17 protein-coding genes and 1 pseudogene are annotated in these 19,809 nt (G+C 64.6%); 8 read left to right on the top strand and 10 right to left on the bottom strand.

Annotated elements, in window-relative coordinates; translation table 11 throughout:
• Positions 1 to 79: 79 nt before the first annotated feature.
• The 4 genes and pseudogenes from tsaE to Mame_RS03005 form a co-directional block, all read right to left on the bottom strand.
• A pseudogene (gene tsaE, locus Mame_RS02985) lies at positions 80 to 487 on the bottom strand (tRNA (adenosine(37)-N6)-threonylcarbamoyltransferase complex ATPase subunit type 1 TsaE); the annotation flags it as partial.
• On the bottom strand, positions 484 to 2,985 hold the full coding sequence (locus tag Mame_RS02990; RefSeq protein WP_018065658.1) for a PAS domain-containing sensor histidine kinase: 2,502 nt from the start codon (positions 2,983 to 2,985) through the stop codon (positions 484 to 486). The gene Mame_RS02990 and the pseudogene tsaE, both read right to left, overlap by 4 nt.
• A 271-nt stretch (positions 2,986 to 3,256) precedes the next feature.
• Complete coding sequence (locus tag Mame_RS03000) at positions 3,257 to 4,489, bottom strand: MFS transporter (protein WP_018065660.1); 1,233 nt, start codon at positions 4,487 to 4,489, stop codon at positions 3,257 to 3,259.
• A 120-nt stretch (positions 4,490 to 4,609) separates the two neighbouring features.
• Positions 4,610 to 4,996: a RidA family protein gene (locus Mame_RS03005; protein WP_026173622.1), complete on the bottom strand. Its 387-nt coding sequence runs from the start codon at positions 4,994 to 4,996 to the stop codon at positions 4,610 to 4,612.
• A 191-nt stretch (positions 4,997 to 5,187) separates the two neighbouring features.
• Between Mame_RS03005 and Mame_RS03010 the strand changes: the two genes are divergently transcribed.
• The gene (locus Mame_RS03010) at positions 5,188 to 5,982 is read left to right on the top strand and encodes an SDR family oxidoreductase (RefSeq protein WP_018065662.1); all 795 of its coding nucleotides are present in this window, start codon (positions 5,188 to 5,190) and stop codon (positions 5,980 to 5,982) included.
• A 10-nt stretch (positions 5,983 to 5,992) separates the two neighbouring features.
• Positions 5,993 to 7,063: an alanine racemase gene (locus Mame_RS03015; protein WP_018065663.1), complete on the top strand. Its 1,071-nt coding sequence runs from the start codon at positions 5,993 to 5,995 to the stop codon at positions 7,061 to 7,063.
• A gap of 3 nt (positions 7,064 to 7,066) precedes the next feature.
• Here Mame_RS03015 and Mame_RS03020 read toward each other — a convergent pair whose 3' ends face one another.
• The 5 genes from Mame_RS03020 to Mame_RS03040 form a co-directional block, all read right to left on the bottom strand.
• The gene (locus Mame_RS03020) at positions 7,067 to 7,777 is read right to left on the bottom strand and encodes a copper homeostasis protein CutC (RefSeq protein ID WP_018065664.1); all 711 of its coding nucleotides are present in this window, start codon (positions 7,775 to 7,777) and stop codon (positions 7,067 to 7,069) included.
• Positions 7,774 to 8,967 (bottom strand): MFS transporter, encoded by a 1,194-nt coding sequence (locus Mame_RS03025; RefSeq protein ID WP_018065665.1) that lies wholly within the window; start codon positions 8,965 to 8,967, stop codon positions 7,774 to 7,776. The genes Mame_RS03020 and Mame_RS03025 overlap by 4 nt, the downstream gene beginning before the upstream one ends.
• Positions 8,968 to 9,106: 139 nt before the next feature.
• Entirely contained in the window at positions 9,107 to 10,570 is a 1,464-nt protein-coding gene (locus Mame_RS03030; protein WP_018065666.1) for a M81 family metallopeptidase, read from the bottom strand.
• An 8-nt stretch (positions 10,571 to 10,578) separates the two neighbouring features.
• Entirely contained in the window at positions 10,579 to 12,510 is a 1,932-nt protein-coding gene (locus tag Mame_RS03035) for a beta-N-acetylhexosaminidase (protein WP_018065667.1), read from the bottom strand.
• Between the two features lie 63 nt (positions 12,511 to 12,573).
• Positions 12,574 to 13,437: a MurR/RpiR family transcriptional regulator gene (locus tag Mame_RS03040; protein WP_018065668.1), complete on the bottom strand. Its 864-nt coding sequence runs from the start codon at positions 13,435 to 13,437 to the stop codon at positions 12,574 to 12,576.
• A gap of 248 nt (positions 13,438 to 13,685) precedes the next feature.
• On the opposite strand from Mame_RS03040, the gene Mame_RS03045 reads away from it, so the two are divergent.
• Positions 13,686 to 14,162: a hypothetical protein gene (locus tag Mame_RS03045; RefSeq protein WP_018065669.1), complete on the top strand. Its 477-nt coding sequence runs from the start codon at positions 13,686 to 13,688 to the stop codon at positions 14,160 to 14,162.
• Positions 14,163 to 14,191: 29 nt separating this feature from the next.
• The gene (locus tag Mame_RS03050) at positions 14,192 to 15,676 is read left to right on the top strand and encodes a M81 family metallopeptidase (RefSeq protein ID WP_018065670.1); all 1,485 of its coding nucleotides are present in this window, start codon (positions 14,192 to 14,194) and stop codon (positions 15,674 to 15,676) included.
• A 102-nt stretch (positions 15,677 to 15,778) separates the two neighbouring features.
• Here Mame_RS03050 and Mame_RS03055 read toward each other — a convergent pair whose 3' ends face one another.
• Positions 15,779 to 17,065, bottom strand: coding sequence for an Hsp70 family protein (locus Mame_RS03055; RefSeq protein WP_018065671.1), 1,287 nt, complete (start codon positions 17,063 to 17,065; stop codon positions 15,779 to 15,781).
• Between the two features lie 155 nt (positions 17,066 to 17,220).
• On the opposite strand from Mame_RS03055, the gene Mame_RS03060 reads away from it, so the two are divergent.
• From Mame_RS03060 to folE, 4 genes are all read left to right on the top strand, one after another.
• The gene (locus tag Mame_RS03060; RefSeq protein WP_018065672.1) at positions 17,221 to 17,568 is read left to right on the top strand and encodes an MliC family protein; all 348 of its coding nucleotides are present in this window, start codon (positions 17,221 to 17,223) and stop codon (positions 17,566 to 17,568) included.
• 6 nt (positions 17,569 to 17,574) lie between these two features.
• Positions 17,575 to 18,108 carry an AAA family ATPase gene (locus Mame_RS03065; protein WP_018065673.1) on the top strand — a complete coding sequence of 178 codons (534 nt, stop codon included), beginning with the start codon at positions 17,575 to 17,577 and terminating at the stop codon, positions 18,106 to 18,108.
• A gap of 104 nt (positions 18,109 to 18,212) precedes the next feature.
• A complete protein-coding gene (locus Mame_RS03070) occupies positions 18,213 to 19,118 on the top strand; it encodes a DMT family transporter (protein ID WP_079920677.1) in 906 nt (301 codons plus the stop codon).
• Positions 19,119 to 19,168: 50 nt separating this feature from the next.
• Entirely contained in the window at positions 19,169 to 19,780 is a 612-nt protein-coding gene (gene folE, locus Mame_RS03075; protein WP_018065675.1) for a GTP cyclohydrolase I FolE, read from the top strand.
• The last annotated feature ends 29 nt before the right edge of the window (positions 19,781 to 19,809 follow it).

Below are 19,809 nucleotides of genomic sequence, written 5' to 3' on the forward strand. Positions count from 1 at the left end.
CATCCTCATTGCACGGAGGTGGAGGGACCCGCCTCTCAAATTCCTACAGCGCCGCCGCCAGTTCGCCGGACCGCCCGCCCGAAAGCCGCACCCGCCGCCCCGCGCCTTCCTCGGCAAAAGTCAGCCGCAACGCATCCTTCGGCAGCACCCCCGCGCCCCGGTCCGGCCACTCGATCAGGCTGATTCCCTCCGCCAGCGCCTCGTCAACGCCGAGTTCGATAAGTTCGTCGGGATCGGAAAGACGGTAGAGGTCGAAATGCCAGATCGGCGGTTCGCCGTCATAGATCTGCACAAGCGTGAAGGTGGGACTCGGCACCTCAAGTTCGGGATCGCCGAACCGGGCGCGGATCAGCGCGCGGGCGAAGGTCGACTTGCCCATGCCGAGATCGCCGTTAAGCAGCAGGCAGTCGCCGGCAATCAGAAACGGCGCGAGGCGCCCGGCAAAGGCGATGGTGGCGGCTTCATCGGGGAGAAAGAGGCTGCTCATTCGGCCGCGATGATATCGGCCGACCCCTTTTCCTCGACGGCATCGGGGATCCGGCAGGAAACCGTGGTGCCGGCGCCGGCTTCGGAATCGATGAAGATCTTGCCGTGATGGAGGCCGACGAAGCTCTCGACGATCGCGAGGCCAAGGCCCGCGCCGGCATATTGCGCCTGCCGCCCGCCCGATTCGAAGCGGGAGAACACGTTCTCAAGCGCGTCATCGCTGATGCCGGGGCCGCTATCGGTGACGGTGAAGACGAAATCGCCGTTTTCCCGCCAGCATGACAGCGCGATGATCGAGCCGCGCGGGGCATAGCGGATGGCGTTGCCGAGGATTTTCAAGAGCACCTGTTTCAACCGCTGGAAATCGGCGGTGATCTCGCCGAGCTTCGGCGGCGCGGTGATTTCCAGCGTCACACCGGTTTCCTGCAACCGGCTCGAAATATCGTCGGCGACCGAATCGACCAGATCATCGAGCGACATCCGGTCGCGCTCGAGCTGGAGGATGCCGGCATCGGCGGATTTCAGGTCGATCATGTCGTTGACGATCGTCATCAGCACCGAGGAGGAATTGGCGATGTGATCGACATAATTGCTCTGGCGCGCCGTCAGCGGCCCGATTTCCGGCGATTTCAGCAGCTCGGCGAAGCCCATGATCGAGGTCAGCGGCGTGCGCAGCTCGTGGGAGACGTGTTCGAGGAAGGCGTTCTTGATTTCCTCGGCCTTGCGCAGCGCGTCGTTCTTCTCCGTCAGCGCGCGCTCGACATTGACCGAATCCGTCTTGTTGACGAAGGTCAGCATGGTCTGGGCGTTGGGAAGGGGCGTCACGGCGTAGTCGAGCACCACGCCCGACGCCAGTTCCAGCCGGCCCTGGCGCGACACGCGCTCGTCGTCGAAGGAGGTGATCATCCGGGCGAACAGCCGCCAGCCCTTGGCCGCTTCCTCGTCCTTCTCGCCGATCTGCATCAGTGCGCGGATATGGGTGCCGGGTTCGGCCTCGTTCTCGCCGATCCGCCACAGGCCCAGGAAGGCCGGGTTGGAAAGCTTGAGCCGCCCGTCCGGCCCGAACACCGCGACCCCTTCGGAGAGATGATCGATGGTCTCGCCCTGGACCTTGACCAGCGTGTTGTAGCGGGTCTTGAGCGCCACCTGCTCGGTGTGGTTTTCAAACACCCAGGTGGTGCCGCCGCGCGGATGGGCGGAGGCGAACACGCTGAGCGTCTCCCCGCTCGGCAGATACCAGAGGTCGTTATAGGGCGCGACCGAGTGATAGACCGACAGCGCCTTGTCCTTCCATTCGCGCCACTGATGCGGCTCCGGCAGCTTGCCGTCGGCGCGCAGGCGCTCGAACAGTTCGCCGTTGTCGGGATGGCTTTCGAGGAAGCCCATATCGAGCTTCCAGAGTTTCTCGAACGCCTGATTGTAGAATTTCAGCCGCCGGTCGGCATCGAAGATCGCGACCGCGGTGTTGAGGTGGTTCAGCGTATCGGCATGGCTTTCAAGCGTCTGTTCCAGCGCCGTCTCGGATGCCTGCAGGGCGGAGACGTCGATCGCAATGCCTGCCGAGCCATCGCCGGTCGGCACTTCGGTCAGATCGTAAAAGGCGCGTTCGCCGGCGGTCACCACCGGCTGTCGGCCCTTGAAAGGCGCGCCGGCCTTGACCTTGCCATCAAGCTTTTCCTGGGTGGCGGCCGACAGCAGCATGCGGTTTTCGCCAAGCGCGTCCTCGGCGTCCTTCGCCTCCACGGCTTCGGCATAGGCGCGGTTGACCCAGATCAGCCGGCCCTCGCCATCGCGCTGCCAGGCCGGCGCGTCGACGCCGTTCAGCAGCGTCTCGAACCGCGACAGCGCGGCCTTGGCGCGCTTGTGCTCCAGCTTCAGCTCGGCCAGCTCCGCGCGCAGCGATTCCAGCGCGCCGAAGCGCACATGGGCGCGCCCGCCGGTGGTGCCGCCGATCACTTCCAGCACATAGCCGCCCCTGGTTTCGGCGAGCATTTCGAAGGCCTTGGCGCGGTTGCGCAATGCGGCGACGGCGGCATCGAGCTGTTTGGTGCTGCCCGGCGACAGCCAGTCGGCAAAGGCGAGAAACGCTTGGTCGTCATCGGGAGCCCCGGCTTCATCGGGTAGCGCGCCCAGAAATTCTGGTTCGCTGTCGGGCCCTTCCCAGAAGATGATGCGGCGGTTTTTCTCCGCGTTCAGCGCCTTGAGATTGGAAATCCGTTCGCGCTCGGCCTCGAGTTCGGCGGCCAGCCGCTGGTTTTCGGCCTCGGTGCGGCCGCGCAGGCGCATGAACCACAGCGTCGAGAGCACTGTGGCGGCCAGAACCCCGCCAAAGGTCGAAAGCGCCATGACCTCGCGCGAGGACAGCATCGGCGGCGCGGCTTCGGCGGCAAAGGCTGAAGCCGCCGTCAGCGACAGCGCGGTGCCAGCCAGAAGCAGACGAAACGCCTGCCGCCCGACGCGACCATGCCGCTTGTTATCGTGAGTGCCGCCCCGGCCCATCTAACCATCCGTCATTCCGGCGATCCGCGCTGCTGGCGGAATCGCCATTGTCGAGGCAGCGCCGCTTTTTTCCGAAGCGGCTTTGCCCCAAGGCATTTCATGTTCGTGAAGATCCGGCCGATTGCCGAATCGCGCCCCTTCAAAACATAGACGCTTGACGAATCCGCGAAAAGAGTCCGGCGGAAATAAAGCAAGCGCCCGCGTTCTGGCCAGCGTTTTGCCAGATTATGCGGACATGCTTTCGGAAGTCTTAAAGGGGCGGCGTCAGCCTTCAGGCGAAGGCCGGGGCAGGTCGCTCGCGCACCGTCAGATGCACCAGCGCCGAAACCAGGCCGAGGACGATCGCGGCATACCAGATCATGTCGTAATTGCCGTAGCGGTCGAACCACGCGCCGCCGAGCCAGACCCCGGTGAAACCGCCGATCTGGTGGCTCAGGAACACGAAGCCGAACAGCGTGCCCATCGATCGCGGGCCAAACATCACCACGATCAAACCGCTGGTGAGCGGCACGGTGGAAAGCCAGAGCCCGCCCATCAGCATGCCGAAGATCAGCACCGATGCGGGCGTCAGCGGCAGCCATATGAACACGAGAATAACCACGGCTCTCAGCGCGTAGATCGCCGCCAGCACATGGGGCTTGGCGAAGATATTGCCGAGCTTGGAAGCCAGCAGCGTGCCGAAGATGTTGCCGAAACCCGCCAGCGCCAGCGCCTGCAGGCCGAGCCCGCGCAATTGCGACGGCGACATGCCGGTGCCGGCGCAGAAATTCTGCACATAGGTCGGCAGGTGGGCGGTGATGAAGGCGAGGTGAAAGCCGCAGACGAAGAAGCCGAGCCCCAGCATCAGGAAGCTGGTATGGCCGAAGGCCTGCCTCAGGGTTTGCGGCAGATCGATCGGCGGCGGCGCGCTTGCGCCGGGCGCCTGCTTCACCTTGAGGAAGGGGATCGCGAACGCCATCGGCACCAGGAGCACCGTCAGGATCGCCATCGTCATGCGCCAGTCGAAATGGGTGATCAGGAAGGCGACCAGAAACGGCAGGATCGCTTGCCCGGCCGAGCCGGTGGCGGACGCCACGCCGAGATAGAAGCCGCGCTTTTCCGGCGGCGCGGCGCGGCCGACGACGGCAAGCACCGTGCCGAAGGCCGTGCCGGAAATGCCCATGCCGACCAGCACGCCCGCGCCCATATGCTGGGCAAAGGGCGTGGTGCCGATGATCGAAATGCCCATGCCGAGCACGTAGAAGGCAAAGCCGAGCCACATGGCGCGCCGGTCGCCATATTTATCGGCCAGCATGCCGAAAAACGGCTGGGCAAGCCCCCAAACCAGGTTCTGGATCGCAAGCGAGATCGAGAAGATTTCCAGCCGCCCGCCGAACAGGTCGTTGGACAGCGGCTCGATCACCCCGCCGAGCACCGAGCGCACCCCGAAGGACAGCGCCAGCACGAGCCCGCCTGCGACCATGATGCTGGTCATGTTCTGGGTGGTTTCCGATTGCCCGCGCATCTGTCCCTCAAACCCTCCGAAAATTCCGATCTAGCAGCGTTTCCGCCATAAGAACAGTGAATAGATTTGAAGGATAACCAAGGTTTCGGTGATGTATCGGGCGTCTATCTTGCCGCCATTTTAAACCGGCTTGTAGGCAACCGCCTCGATCTCGACCAGGATGTTGATCATCAGCCGCGCCTCGGTGGTCGAGCGGGCGGGAAACTTGCCCTGTTCGAAAAACGCGGAATAGGCCTTGTTGAACCGGGCGAAATCGCGGGCATCGTGCAGCCATACCGTGGTCTTGCAGATATCGGAGAGTTCGCAGCCGGCGAGCTTCAGCGCCTCCTCGATATTGCGCATCACCTGCGCGGTCTGGGTCTCGACGTCGTGGGCTACGACCGATCCATCGGCAAGGGTCGGCACCTGACCGGAGACATAGACGAAATCGCCGGCCCTGACGGCCGGGCTCAGGGGCGCCGGATTGGACGCGCCGCCTTCGGCGTGGAAATACTCGATCTTGCTCATGAAAAGGCCTTTCTTCGGATTTGGCAAAATGGACCGTCATTCTCCAGCACACCTGCCACAGAAAAACAGCATCGCGCAACGCGCCAAAGCGCCGTGGCAGTGCTGCGGCCGGCTTCTCCAACGAAGGCTTTCCCGATCCCGATCCATCGGCTATGCATCGGTAAATCAACCCGAACCAGAGGAGAGGCCGGATGAAACGACTGGAAGGGCGGGTCGCGCTCGTCACCGGCGGCGTCGGCGGCGTCGGCGCGGCGGTGGTCAAGGATTTCCTGGCCGAGGGCACTGCCGTCATCATCAGCGATATCCGCGCCGACAAGGTGGACGAGGCGGTCGCGGGTCTCAAGGCCGAGGGCCATGCCGTCGCCGCTGCTGCGGCCAGCATCACCGATTACGACGCCTTCAAGTCTGCCGTCGAGGCCGCGACCGGCGAACTGGGCCCGGTCGATATCGTCGTCGCCAACGCCTTTGTCGGCGGCACTTCGCCCACGCTCGACAAGACCACGCCGGAGAGCTTTCGTCAGGATGTTGCCGACAATCTCGCCGGCACGTTCAACACCGTGCGCGCGGTGATCGACGGCATGAAGGCGGCCAGGCGCGGCGCGATCGTGGTGATCGGCTCGGTCAACGGGCTCACCACGCTCGGCCAGCCGGCCTACAGCGCCGCCAAGGCAGGGCTTGAAAGCCTGACGCGGACCATGGCGACCGAATATGGCGAACACAATATCCGCGCCAACATCATCTGCCCCGGTACGGTGCAGACGCCGGCCTGGGACGCGCGGATCGCGCAGAAGCCCGACGTGCTGGACGGTCTTACAAAATGGTATCCGCTCGGCCGCGTCGCCACCCCCGGCGACATCGCAAAGGCGGTGACCTTCCTTGCCTCCGACGATGCCGGCTTCATCTCCGGCGTGACGCTGCCGGTCGATGGCGGGCTGATGGCCGGCAATCTGCAAATGGCGCGCGAACTGACGCTGGAAGATCGCTGAGGCGATCCGCATGTCCGCGCCGAAAGGAACCAATGTGACGTTTGAAGACCTCGAAACCCCCGCCCCGCTTGTCGATCTCGCCATTGTCGACGCCAATCTGAAGCGGATGCAGGATTATTGCGACAGCCACGGCATCAGGCTCAGGCCGCATATCAAGACCCACAAGAGCATCGCCATGGCGAAGCGCCAGCTCGCGCTCGGCGCGCATGGCATCACCTGCCAGAAGCTCGGCGAGGCCGAGGTGATGGCCGATGCCGGGATCGACGATATCCTGATTTCCTATCCGCTGGTCGGCAAGGCGAAGCGTCTCGCCGCCCTTGCCGCGCGGGTGAAGATGACCGTTGCGATCGACAGTGAGCAAGCCCTTACCACAGCCGCCGAGGCGGCCGCGAGCGCTGGCCATACGATCGGTGTGCTGGTTGAATTCGACAGCGGCGCGAAACGCACCGGCGTGGTGCGGGTCGAGGATGCGCTGGCGCTTGCCCGCAAGATCGCCGAAACGCCGCATCTGACCTTTGCCGGGCTGATGACCTATCCGGCGAACGAAAACACCGTCGCCTTCGTCAACGCCGCCCGCGCCGCCTTCGATGACGCCGGCATTGCCATTCCGATGGTCTCGGGCGGCGGCACGCCGGATGCCTTCAGCGTCCATGAGCTTGGCGTGATCGATGAGCTCCGGGTCGGGACCTATATCTACAATGACCGTATGATGATCGGCGCCGGCCATGCCAGCCTCGCCGATTGCGCCTTCGATGTGATCGCCACCGTGGTGAGCCGCCCGGAGGAAAACCGCGCGATCATCGACGCCGGCTCGAAATCGCTCACCAGCGATCCCGCCGGCAAGGGCGGGCCGGGCCATGGCCTTATCCGCGCTTATCCCGATACCGTGATCGACCGGCTGAGCGAGGAACACGGCATGGTCGACCTCACGCACTCCACCGCCAAGCCCGAGATCGGCGAAAAGCTGCGGATCGTGCCCAACCATGTCTGCCCGGTCACCAACCTGCATGACGCGATCTGGGTCGAGGCCGATGGCGAGATCAGCGAATGGCCGGTCGATGCGCGCGGGCTGACGCGATAGGCCTCAGGCCATCGCCGCCTTCATCGCCCGGATCGCGGCGGCGTCGGTGCGGCCGGGCGCGGCGCTCTCAAACCCCTGCAGCTTCAAGCCTTCGGCCTGATGGCGCATCGTGCAGGAGGCATGCAGTTCGCTGACGCCCGGGATCGCCAGAAACAGGTGGGCGTTTTCGGGATTGAGACCGCCGCCCGGCATCAGCGCGATCCGTCCGTCCGCCGCCTTCGCCAGTTCGGCAATCAGCTCGCGGCCTTCGCTGGCGCGCTGCTCCTGCCCGGAGGTGAGAATGCGCGGAATGCCGAGCGCGACCGCGGTCTCAAGCGCGGCGAAGGGATCGCGGGTCAGGTCGAAGGCGCGGTGCAGGGTGATATCCATGCCGCCGGCAGCCGCGATGAGGGTCGCAAGCCCGTCCGCGTCGAGATCGTGATTGCGGTCGAGCGCGCCGATGACCACGCCAGCAATGCCCGCCGCCCGGCAAAAGGCGATATCGCGCAGCATGGTTTCGAACTCCCGCGCCGAATAGACGAAGCCGCCGGCGCGCGGGCGGATCAACACATGGACGGGCACCGGCGCGGCGGCGGCAAGTTCAATCAGCCCGGTAGACGGCGTCAGCCCGCCCTGGTCGAGCGCCGCGCATAATTCGATCCGGTCGGCGCCGGCTTCCACCGCCGTATCAAGTCCGCCGGTATCGCCGACACAGATTTCCAAAAGTGTGGTCATGAACGTCTCCGGTCGAGAAAGAAGACCAGCAGCGCGCCGGCGAACCCGGCGGCGGCGGACAAGATAGCGGTTCCCGCATAATCGGTCACCCTGGTGCCGATCGCGAATTGCGCGGCGGCGATGCCGGCGCTGGCGAACATGTTGACGGATATCAGCGAGGCGCCGAGCCCGGCCTTGTGGGCGATCAGGTTCTGCAGATAGGTCACCGGGATCGAGATGATCGCCGCCGCCCCGAGGCCGGCGATCCCCGTCAGCGCATAGGCCTGCCACACCGCGGTGATATTGCCGAGCAGAAACAGATAGGCTGCGTAAATCACCGTGCCGACAATCAGGATCGCGACCTGCGGCACATAGCGTTCCGCATAGCCCCAGCCGATGATGAACACGATCTCGAGCGCGGCGACGATGCCGACCAGTACGCCGATATCGGCGACCGCACCGCCGGCCTGATCGGTCACGATCAGCGGCAGTACCGCGGCGTTCATATGCAGCATGGCGGTCATCAGGGCGATCGCCAGCAGACGCAGCCACAGCCCGCGCTGCGAGAACGCCGCAAACGCCCTGAAAAAGGACTCCGCCGGCCGCACCCGCAGCGTCTTGTCCGGTTTTGCCATGCCGAAAACGAACAGCGCGAGACAGGCGAGCGAGGCCATGCCGGCGAACAGAAAGGCCGGCAGCATATTCCTGCTTTCGGCGAGCGCGACGCCGACCACGCCCGGCACCAGCACCCAGGAGAGCGACAAGACCGCCCTGATGCCGGAATTGACCGATGCCACCTCTGCCGAGGGCAGACTTGCCGTTTCGGTGCGGACATTGGCGAACAGCAGAGGATAAAGTGCCGTGAACAGCGGAATGAACGCTACCTTCGCCAGCGCGAAGCTGCCGATCGACGGCAGAAGGTAGACGCCGGTAAAGCCGACGAAGCCCGAAACGGCGCAGAGCGCCAGCATCAGCCGGTAGCTGCCGAGCCGGTCTGTGAGGTTGCCGATCAGGACGCTTGCCGCCACCGAAATCAGCGCGCCCGCCGCCATTACCAGCGCATAGGCCCGGTCGCTCATGCCGAGTTCCTGGATGCCGATGACCGAGAGATAGGGCGCTGTGGCGGCACCCGCGAAGCCGAAACAGAAAACGCCCGCCGCTGAAATGCGGATCGACGGGTTTTTCAGAATGAGCGAGACTGTGTTGGGCATGGGGTCAGGCCGTGGGAGGAGAGGCGTTGTCGGGAGATCGCGCAAAGCGCAATATCCGCAATCGCGCCGCGGCGAAAGCCTCCCTCGCTGTTGTCGGCAGGCAGCGCCGGTGACTATTCAGCGCCGGGATGCCCATGGCTTATTCCCCGCCGTCATGTGCCGCCTTCCACCGCTTCGAGGGGCGCGGCTCAGGCGCATAGGCGAAATCGCGCTGGAACGGGTAGCACGGCCCGCGCCGCCTGTGGTTGGGCAGGGCCTCGATATCCTGGTTGACCGCGCCATCGGTGAGCGCCATCAGGTTCGGATTGGCGATCGGCGCGAGCTCGGGCGAAAGATAGCCGGACTTGACCACCAGCAGCCGGAAGGCTTTGGGATCAAGGCCGAGTTGGGTGAAATCCGCGATATTGTGATAGGGACGCCGGCGCGCCGACAACACGATGGTGATGCCGCCGGTCTCGACCACGGCCTGCCGCTCGTCTGGCCCCGCCGGATCGTCAAGGCGGATGACCCGGGCCGTGGCGGTCGCCGAGGGACTTCTGTCATCGAGCGTGCCGCCGATGAAAAGATCGAGCACCGCGCCCTTGCCGGCTGCGAAACAATCCTCCACCGCCGGCCGGTCGGCAATCCCGGCGATCAGGGCGTCCTCGAAGCCGCCTTCCATCAGCGCCACCAGAACATCGGCGCGATCGCCGACCCCGCCACCCGTGGGGTTGTCGCCAGAATCGGCCAGGATAACGGGTTTCGTGTCCGCCCTCTCGGCGATCTCCAGCATCTCGGAAAGCGGGCCGGTGACGGGGCCGAAGGCGAAGTCCTCGCGGGCATCCCAGTAGGCGAGCGCGATTTCAGCCGCCGCCTTCTCGGCCGCCGCCCGGTCGGTCGCCGTCACCACAGCGCAGGCGGTGGCGCGCGGTTCGTCGGCCCAGACATAGCCGACCATCAGATTGGCGTCCCAGATGCCGTCGCGGGTGTCGATATCGGGAAGCTTGCGATAGAGCGACGCAGCGGGTTCATCCTCGGTCGAGGTCCGCTCGCCCGGCAGCAACACCGGCACCGGCGCCCAGATAACGCCAGGGCGCACGCCAGTCTCTAGCGATTTCACCAGCATCGAGAACGCCCGCACCATGGTCTCGCGCACATCGATATGCGGCGCGGTGCGATAGGCCGCGAAGATGTCGATCTGGTCGATGATCGTCTGGCTGACATTGCCGTGAAGGTCGTAGGAGACGGCGATCGGGTAATCCGCGCCGACCACCTCCCGCGCGGCCGAGATCCAGTCGGCCTCGGCATCGTCCATGCCCGCGACATTCATCGCGCCATGCATGGCGAGATAAAGACCATCGAGCGGCAGGCTGGCCTGAAGACGCTTCAGGAAATCCGCCTTGAAGGCCCGATAGGTATCGGCCGATACCGGCCCGCCCGGCACGGCGCGGGCGTGGAGCAGCGGCAGGATTTCGACATTCTCCGCATCATGCAGAAAGCTGAAATAATCCGCCTTTGGCAATGCGTCGCCTTTGAGAACGCGGAAATTTTCCGCCGTCATCAGCGCCGGGTTGCCGGTGGAGCATTCGGTGTGGATACCGCCGACAGCGATCCTGAAAGTCATTGTCCGCCTCACAGTTTCGGGCTTTTAGGGGCAAGGGCTGCAAACCGCAGCCAGTTCTTGCGCGCCTTTGGCGTCCAGCCCGCCTCGGCCACGGCCGAAATGCGCGGGAAGACCAGATGGTTGAAATAGCCGCGCGACAGGAAGTGTTCGCTCCAAATGCAGGATTGGACGCCGCGCATCCGCGCCTTCAGTTCCTCCGGAAAATCGCCCTCCGCCTCGTAAGTATAGCTGTGTTCCGGCGGCACGGTGCCGGCCCAGCTTGCACCCGGCTCCTGGAAAGCCTCGTCCTGCACCATGTCGAGATAATAGGCCTGGCCCGGCGTCATCACCACGTCGTAGCCGTCCTGGGCGAGCGCGATGCCGACCTCGGGCTTTTGCCACGCCATCAGCAGCGTGCCCTCGCGTTCGACGCCGCCGCCATGGGAGACCTCATCCCAGCCGGCCAGCGTCTTGCCGCGTTCGGCGAGCATTTTCTGGATGCGCTTCATGAAATAGGATTGCAAGCCGAACGTGCCGTCGACGCCTTCCTTCTCCATCAGCGCGCGGGCAAGCGGAGAGGCAAGCCAGGTATTGTCGGCCACCTCGTCGCCGCCGATATGGATGTAGCGAGCGGGGAACAGGTCGACCATCTCGTCGAACACCTTGCCGAGGAAGACATAGGTTTCCTCGATCGCCGGATTCAGCGCGTTGTTCGGAAAACCCTGCACCGAGTGATAGCTCTCTGGCGCCTCCTGCCCGTCGGCAAGCTCGGGAAGGGCGGCAAGCGCCGCAGTCGAATGGCCGGGAATATCGACTTCCGGAATGACCTCGATGCCAAGCGCGGCCGCGTGCGATACGACGGCGCGGACCTCGTCCTGGCTATAGAAGCCGCGCACCGGCTCGGCGCCATTGCCAAGCTGCGGCGGCATTTTCGTGCCGGGCGCGCGGGTCGCGCCGATGCCGGTCAGTTCCGGATATGCCTTGATCTCCAGCCGCCAGGCCTCGTCATCGGTCAGGTGCCAATGGAAGATGTTCATCCGGTGCCAGGCGAGGATATCCAGAAGACGCAGCACATCGGCGGTCTCATAGAACTGGCGCGAGACATCGAGATGGGTGCCGCGCCAGCCATAGCGCGGCGCGTCCTCAATCGTGCCGGAGGCCGGGAAGCGGAACGCCGACCCTTTCTCGCGGGCGGCCGACAGCATCTGCGCCAGCACGGTCAGCGCGTATTGGCGGCCGGTGGCGGTCGCCGCGCGGATCGTGATGGTATCGCCGAAGCCGATGGCATAGGATTCTTTTCCCATGGCCGCATCGGTCTCGAACGCGATCGCCCTGCCGCCTTCGACCGGCGCGAGGCTGAAGGGCACATGGCCGCTTTCGAACAGGCGGGAAAACAACGCGATCACGCCATCGACGGACTTCACGGCCTCAAGCGCGCTGCCTTCCGCCGGATAGAGCGCCACTGGCGGCTCTTCGGCCGGGTCGAGCGAGAGCGCGGCCGGCCAGGGCAGGATGAACCACGGCTCCTCGACCTTGCCTTCCGGCAGCAGCGGTTTCGGGCGCTCGGCCACGCCACCGGAAAGCATCAGGTCGTCACACGCGACATCGACATAACGGTCATCATCGAGGATCAGGAAAGCGGACTTCGCGCCATCGGTGCGGTGCTTGGCCGGACGCGTCAGCCCCACGACCGAGAACGACCAGCTTTCGCCGGGCTGCAGCACGAGGCCTTCCGGGGCCTTGAAGGCGTGGTAATTGGCGTTGCGCTCGATGAAGTCCGCGTTTTCGAACCGCGACGCGCCGCTCACCCGGGTGAGCGAGGTATAGGCCAGCGAAAACCCGGAAATCGGCGCGTCGGAGAGATTGAAGAGACGGAAATCGAGCGCCCCGGTGGGGTCGCCCTCAACCGGACGCCATGAATTTTCGAGACGGAATAAGGAACTGGACGCGGCGTTGGTCATGGACCCCTCTTTGTTTATGCATGGTGTTGCCGGTTTATGCGTGGTGTTGCCGCGCGAGAAAAATCAGTCGCCGAGAAGCTGACTGTCTTCTTTGTCGCGGTGAAGGACGAGCTGGGTTTTGATGTTGCGGAGTGTGACGGCGGCATGGTCGCGGGTGCGGTAGGCGACCAGGTTGGCGAGAATGTCGATCACCGCCAGATAGGCAAAACGGGTCGAGGTCGGGCGGAAGATGTTCTCGCCCTCCGGTAGGTCGATGCCGATGACGCAAGCGGCGGCGCGCGCGACGATGCTGTCGCTCTGGGTCAGCGCCACCGTCTTCAGCCCCGCGCGCCTGGCGATCTCCAGCGTGCGGGCAAGCTCGTGGTTGCGGCCGGAAAACGAGGAGACGACGATCAGATCCTCGGCTCCGGCGGCCGCCGTCATCATCAGTTGCATCGAATGATCGGCGCTGGCGGTGATCTGCTTGCCGAGCCGGAACAGCCGGTTCTGCAGCTCCGCGGCGATCATCGAGGAATTGCCGCCCGCGCCGAAGGCGTAGATCATCCGCGCATCGGCGATCATGGCGGACGCCCTCTCGACTGCTTCGAGATCGAGCGCGCGGTGCATCAAGAACAGGGCGTTCTGCGCCTTGGTGACGACATCGGCGGCGACTTCGGACGCGCCGGAGCTTCTGGCCTCCGGATTGAGATAGCGCACACCGACATAGGCGGTCTTGGCGAGCTGGACCTTGAAATCGGCGAAGTTCTGGCAGGACAGGCGACGGCAGAACCGGGTCACCGTCGGCGCGGAAACGCCGGCGCGTTCGGCGAGCTCCACGATCGAGGCGTTGACCGCGAAATCGAAATCATTGAGCAGGATATCGCAGATGCGCTTCTCGGCCTGCGAAAACTGGTCCTGCTGCTCCTGTAGAACCGCGAAAATATCCATATCCTGCGACACTCTCCCTATGCCGGCGCCAGGCGCCGTTCCTGAATCCGAGCCAGCTTATCGCAAAGTTTCAGGATGGTCGGGCTCTTTGTTTTGACGCATCGGGTTATCGAAAAACCGGATTCCACTTTTTCGCCCGATGCTCTATGCAAATTATTTTCTTTATTCGTTGACATGGCACCATAAAAACGGAATTCTGGCTAGAGAAAATCCCCATTCACGAAAAAAATTTAGATAGACGGCCCAAAATGCGTGATCCCTTCGCCAACCCCTTCTCCGATCAAGACCGGCGCGCGATATGGGAGATGCTGGTGCCACGCGATATCGACGCCTTTCTTGCCGCCGACTGGTCGATGGTCGCCGGTGATTTCGTCACGGTCGGCTTTTTCGCGCTTGATGCCGGGCGGCAGCGCAACCCGGACGACTGGCGGCTCGGCTTTCCCGATCTCGATCACTACCGCGATGAGTGGCTGCGCCAGGCGCAGGATTTCGCCAAGAGTCAATACGCCGACGATCCGCGCAGTGCGATCTTCAACGCCACGCGGCTGGAGGAGATCGAGATTTCCGGTGACAGCGCGCTGGTGCGCAAGAAATTCGACGGCGGCATCCGGCGCGCCGACGGCGGATTTGACAGCATGAACTGGCAGACGCTTTATTACTGCCGGCGCGAGGACGGAAGCTGGAAGATCGCCGGCTTTACCGGCTACCTGCCGCATCCGTTCTAGATCGGACAGACGGCAGGGGGGAACGGAAAATGCGGATATTCACGGCGGCGCTGGCAACGGAATCAAACACGTTTTCGCCGATCTGCATCGATCGTTCCGCCTTCATCGCCTCGTTCTACGCCCCGCCGGGCGCCCATCCCGATACGCCGACGCTATGCACCGCGCCGATCACGGTCGGCCGCGCTTTTGCGCGCGAACGCAATTTCGAGCTGATCGAGGGTTCTGCCGCCTGGGCCGATCCCGCCGGCCTCGTCAACCGCCAGACCTACGAGGGGCTGCGCGACGAAATCCTTAACCAGTTGCGCGCCGCGCTCCCCGTCGATGCCGTCGTGCTCGGCCTGCACGGCGCGATGGTGGCCGCCGGCTATCAGGACCCCGAGGGCGATCTCTTGACGCGCATCAGGGATATGGTCGGGCCGGACGTGCTGGTCTGCGCCGAGCTCGACCCGCACAGCCACCTGACGGCGAAACGGGTCGCGGCCGCCGATTTCTTCGTCGCCTTCAAGGAATTTCCCCATACAGATTTCGTCGAGCGCGCCGGCGATCTGTGGCGGATCGCGCTCGATACGCTGGAAGGCCGGGTGAAGCCGGTGATGTCGGTGTTCGACTGTCGGATGATCGACGTATTTCCGACCTCGCGCGATCCGATGCGCGGCTTCGTCGACCGGCTGATATCGCTGGAAAAGGCCGACCCGGAAATCCTGTCGCTGTCGGTGATCCACGGTTTCATGGCCGGCGATGTGCCGGAAATGGGCACGAAGGTGATCGCCGTCACCGATGGCAATCGGGAAAAGGGCGAAAGGCTGGCGCGCGAGCTTGGCATGGCGCTGTTCGAAAAGCGCGGCACATTCCGCATGCCTGAGATCGACGAGCGCCAGGCCGTGCGCCAGGCGATGCAATCGAAAAACCATCCGGTTGTGATCGCCGATATGTGGGACAATCCCGGCGGCGGCACGGCGGGCGACGCCACGGTGGTGCTGGCCGAACTGCTGCGCCAGGGGGCAACCAATACCGCTGTCGGCACGATCTGGGATCCGGTCGCGGTCAGCATCGCCATGGCCGCTGGCGAGGGCGCGGAGATCCCGCTGCGTATCGGCGCCAAATCGGCGCCCGGCACCGGCGCGCCGATCGACGGCACCATGCGGGTGGAAAGGATCAACCCGCATGCCGAAATGCGCTTCGGCGACAGCATCGTGCCGTTCGGCCCGGCGGTGACGGTGCGCCTTGAAGGCATCGACATCATTCTCAATACCGTGCGCGCGCAAAGCTACGACCCTTCGCTGTTTACCGCGATGGGCATCGGTCCGCTGGAAAAGGACATTCTGGTCATCAAGTCGACCAATCATTTCCACGCGGCCTTCTCGCGGATTTCGAAAGAGATCATCTACTGCGCCGCCGGCACGCCCTACCCCAACAATCCCGCGCTCACCGCCTATAAATACGCCCCACGCGACATCTGGCCGATGGTTGACGACCCGCATGGGCTGGATGTGGCGGAGCGCGGCGTCGGCTGAGGATGAAGCGCCGCGCCTTGCCGCCCTGCCCCTTACGGAAGCCCGGCGGCTGCGACATCTGTGTCTTGACGTTCGCTCCGCTCTTTCCGGCAAAGCCCGTTGTCACAGATCTGCCGCGAACGCCTCGTCCTTGCCGATCAGCGCCAGGCCGTGGGCGATCGACAGCAGTTCGCCGCCGGTCTCGATGTCGGAGAACCGGTTCTCGAAAATCCGGCGCACCGCTGGCACGAATGAGGTGCCGCCGGTGAGGAACACCTTGTCGATATCCGTCGGCGACAGCCCGGCGTCGTCGATGGCCTCGTCCAGCGCCGCCTCCATCTGGGCAAGCTCGCCGGCGATCCAGCCCTCGAAATCGGCACGGCGGATGGTGCGGCGGCTGTCGCGGCCGAGCGGCGCGAAGAAGAACTCGGCCTCGTCGGCTTCCGACAGCGCCCGCTTGGCGGCCGAGACCGCCTCATAGAGCGGATAGCCCTCGTCATTCTCGATCAGCTCGATGAACAGTTCCAGCGCGTCCGGGTCGGTGGCGTCGCGCACCAGGCTTTTGAGATCGGCGAAATCGCGCGTGGTCTTGAAGATCGAAAGCTGGCTCCAGCGGCCGAAATTGGCGTAGTAGTTCGACGGCACGTCGAGCGTCTTGCCGAAGCTTCTGTAATGCGTGCCCTTGCCGATCATCGGGCTCACAACATTGTCGATGATCCGGTAGTCGAACATGTCGCCGGCAACGCCAACGCCGGAATGCGACAGCGGCTCGGCGGAAAGCTTCCCGGCGGTCCTCGAAAACCGGATGATCGAATAGTCGGTGGTGCCTCCGCCAAAGTCCGCGACCAGAACATTGGCATCGCTCGTCAGCCGCTCGGCGAAATACCAGGCCGCCGCCACAGGCTCCAGCACGAAGCGGATTTCGGGAAAGCCGAAGCGCGACAGCGCGTCGTTGTAGCGGTCCAGCGCCAGCGCCTCGTCGGCACCGATGCCGGCAAAGCGCACCGGCCGGCCGGCGACCACGCGCGACACATCGGACGGCCAGCCGTCGCCGGCATAGGTCATCAGTTTTTCCAGAAACACCGCCATCAGGTCGGCAAATGTATGCCGGCGGCCGAGCACCGCCGTCTCCTTGAACAGCGGGCTCGCCGCATAGGTCTTGATCGATTGCAGGAAGCGGCATTCGCCGGGATGGTCGATCAGCGTGCGGATCGCCGCAGCACCCGCCTCGGTCGCCAGCGGCGCGCCGAAGCCCGCCTGCCGGTCCTTCATGAAGGACAGGCAGGTGCGCATCGTATCGGTGATCCCGGCACGGCTTTCGAAGGAGAGCGACCGGGTCTCGCCGGCGTTTTCGCCGGGGACCGCGATCACGGTGTTGGTCGTGCCGAAGTCGAGGCCGAGCGCGGTCATGGGGCTTATCCTGTCATGGTGGGCAAAGGGCGGCGGTTATACGTCGGCGGCGGGCGATTGCAAGACCCACAGCGAATTTTCAGCGATAAACCTATGCGTGTCGGCGGCAGCAGTGAAGCCGTGTATGATGCGCCCGGCATAAACAGGAGGACCCCATGAAAGCCGCAACCCTCACTGCAATCGCGCTCTCGCTCGCCGCCCTTCCCGCCATGGCGGAGGACAAGGTTTCGCTCGACCTTCCCGAAGGGACCACCGAGATTTCGGCCAGCTATGACTGCGGCGATTTCACGCTCGACGCCCGCTACATCAATGGCGGCCAGATCATGCTTGCCGAGCTGCAATGGCCCGATAACCACATCATCGCGGCCGAAGTGATCGCGGCCTCCGGCGCGCGCTATGCCGCCGGGCCCTATGTCTGGTGGAGCAAGGGCGACGACGGCACGCTCTATGACGTGACCAAGGGCGAGAACGATCCGGGCATTGCCTGCACCGGAAAATCCTGAGGCGCAATGGACAATTTCTTCGTCCTTTCCGGCTGTTCGGGCGGCGGCAAGTCGACGCTGCTTGCCGCTCTCGCCGGGCGCGGCTATGCGACGGTGGAAGAGCCCGGCCGCCGGATCGTGGCCGAGGAACTGGCCGGCGACGGCGCGGCCCTGCCCTGGGTGAACCTCGCAGCCTTCGCCCGCCGCGCCATCGATGTCGCGATCGCCGATTTCGAACGCATGCGCGGCCACGACAGCCCGGTGTTCTTCGACCGCGGCCTTGTGGACGCGGCGGCGGCGCTTGCCCATGCCGGCGGCGATCTCGCGCCTGATCTGCTGGCCCGATACCGCTACAATGCGCGCGTCTTCATGACCCCGCCCTGGCCGGAGATTTTCGAAGCCGACGAGGAGCGCCGGCACGGTCTGGAACAGGGCAAGGCGGAATATCAGCGCCTGCTGCATTTCTATCCCGAACACGGCTATCGCCCGGTCATCCTGCCGAAGACGACAGTGGAAGCGCGGGTGGATTTCATCCTCGGCCATCTTCGAGCCTCTCTTTAAGACACGGGGCGAACCGCCCGGCCGGCTGCGCGGCTTGACCCCTTGCGAAGGCGGCGCTATCGGCTGATGACTGCCCGGCATGCGGGTACAAGCGGGAGGGGTTCATGGCAGCAGCAAGCCGGATGTCCGGCATCGGCCTTGCGGTGGCGGCGGTGGCCCTGCTTTCGGGCGTCGATGCGCTTGCCAAAAGCCTCGGTATGGCGCTGTCGAGCTTCCAGGTCGTGTTCCTGCGCTATGCCGTCTCGGCGTTGTTTCTCGCCCTTTTCGTCCTTGTCTTCGTGCGCCGGTGGCCGCGCCGGGGCTTCATGAAGGCCCATATGCTGCGCGGCTTTCTGGCGGCGGTGACGGCGAGCCTGTTCTTCTATGGCCTCGCCGGCATGCCGCTGTTGATGGCGCTGGCGCTGGCGATGACGGCGCCGATCTACATGGCGATGCTCGGCGCGCTGGTGTTCGGCGAGCGGCCGGGCCGCTTCGTGCTGGCAGCGCTCGTGCTTGCGGTGTCCGGCTCGGCGCTGATCGTCGCCGCCAAGGGTTCGGGCTTTGCCGGCCCGCCGGTGACGCTGCCGGTGATTGCGGCGGGGCTCGCAGCACCGCTTGCCTATGCCTTCACCGCGATCGCGATGAAGAAATCCTCCGCCGACGATCATCCGGTGACGCTGAGCCTGATGCAGACCGCCTTTGCGGCGCTGTTCTGCCTGCCGATGGCCGTGGTGCTGTGGCAGACGCCGGCGGCCGCGCTCACCTGGCAGATCGGGCTGATCGGTCTTTGCGGCGCGCTTGGCTTCATCTGCCTGATCTCGGCGCTCGCCCGCATTCCCGCCTCGCTCTACGCCGTCATCGATTACTCCGCGCTGGTCTGGGCCGGCTTCTACGGCTTCGCGTTCTTCGGTGAGATCCCGGCCTGGCCGACCCTGATCGGCGGCGCGCTGATCGTGATCGCCTGCGTGCTGACGGCGCGCGACCAGAGACGGCCCGAGGAACTACGGACGAAATCGGGGCTTGAACCCTGATGGTCGCAAGGCCTACATAGCCCGCGACAGAACCGACCGACAGGTGACCCGTGAACACGATCCCGACCGATATCGACGCCCTTGAGGCTGAGCGTCTCCAGCGCGAGGCAATCATGAAGGCGGTCCATGATATTCTGGTGGCGCTCGGCGAGGACCCGACCCGCGAGGGCCTGAGCGACACGCCGCTTCGGGTCGCCAAGATGTACCAGGAAGTCTTCTCCGGCCGCGATGAAGACCCGCGCGCCCATCTTCAGACCGTGTTCCAGGAAGACGGCCATGATGACATCGTCATCGTCCGGGACATCCTGTTCCACACCATGTGCGAGCATCACCTGCTGCCGTTTTTCGGCAAGGCCCATATCGCCTACCTGCCCGAGGGCGGACGGCTGACGGGGCTTTCGAAACTCGCCCGCGTGGTCGATACCGTCTCGCGCCGCCCGCAACTGCAGGAGCGCCTGACCGACGAGATCGCCGACGCCATCAATGATGCGCTCGCGCCCCAGGGCGTGATGGTGATGGTGGAGGCCGAACACATGTGCATGGCGATGCGCGGCATCAAGGCCCACGGCTCCAAGACCATCACGCTGGTCACCCGCGGCCTGTTCGATACCGACCGCGACCGCCGCGCCGAAACCCTGTCGCTGCTGAAGGGCCTCGCCTGACCGCCATTTTTTTAAACGCCCCGCGCGCA

This window comes from Martelella mediterranea DSM 17316 (genome assembly GCF_002043005.1).
Classification (GTDB): domain Bacteria; phylum Pseudomonadota; class Alphaproteobacteria; order Rhizobiales; family Rhizobiaceae; genus Martelella; species Martelella mediterranea.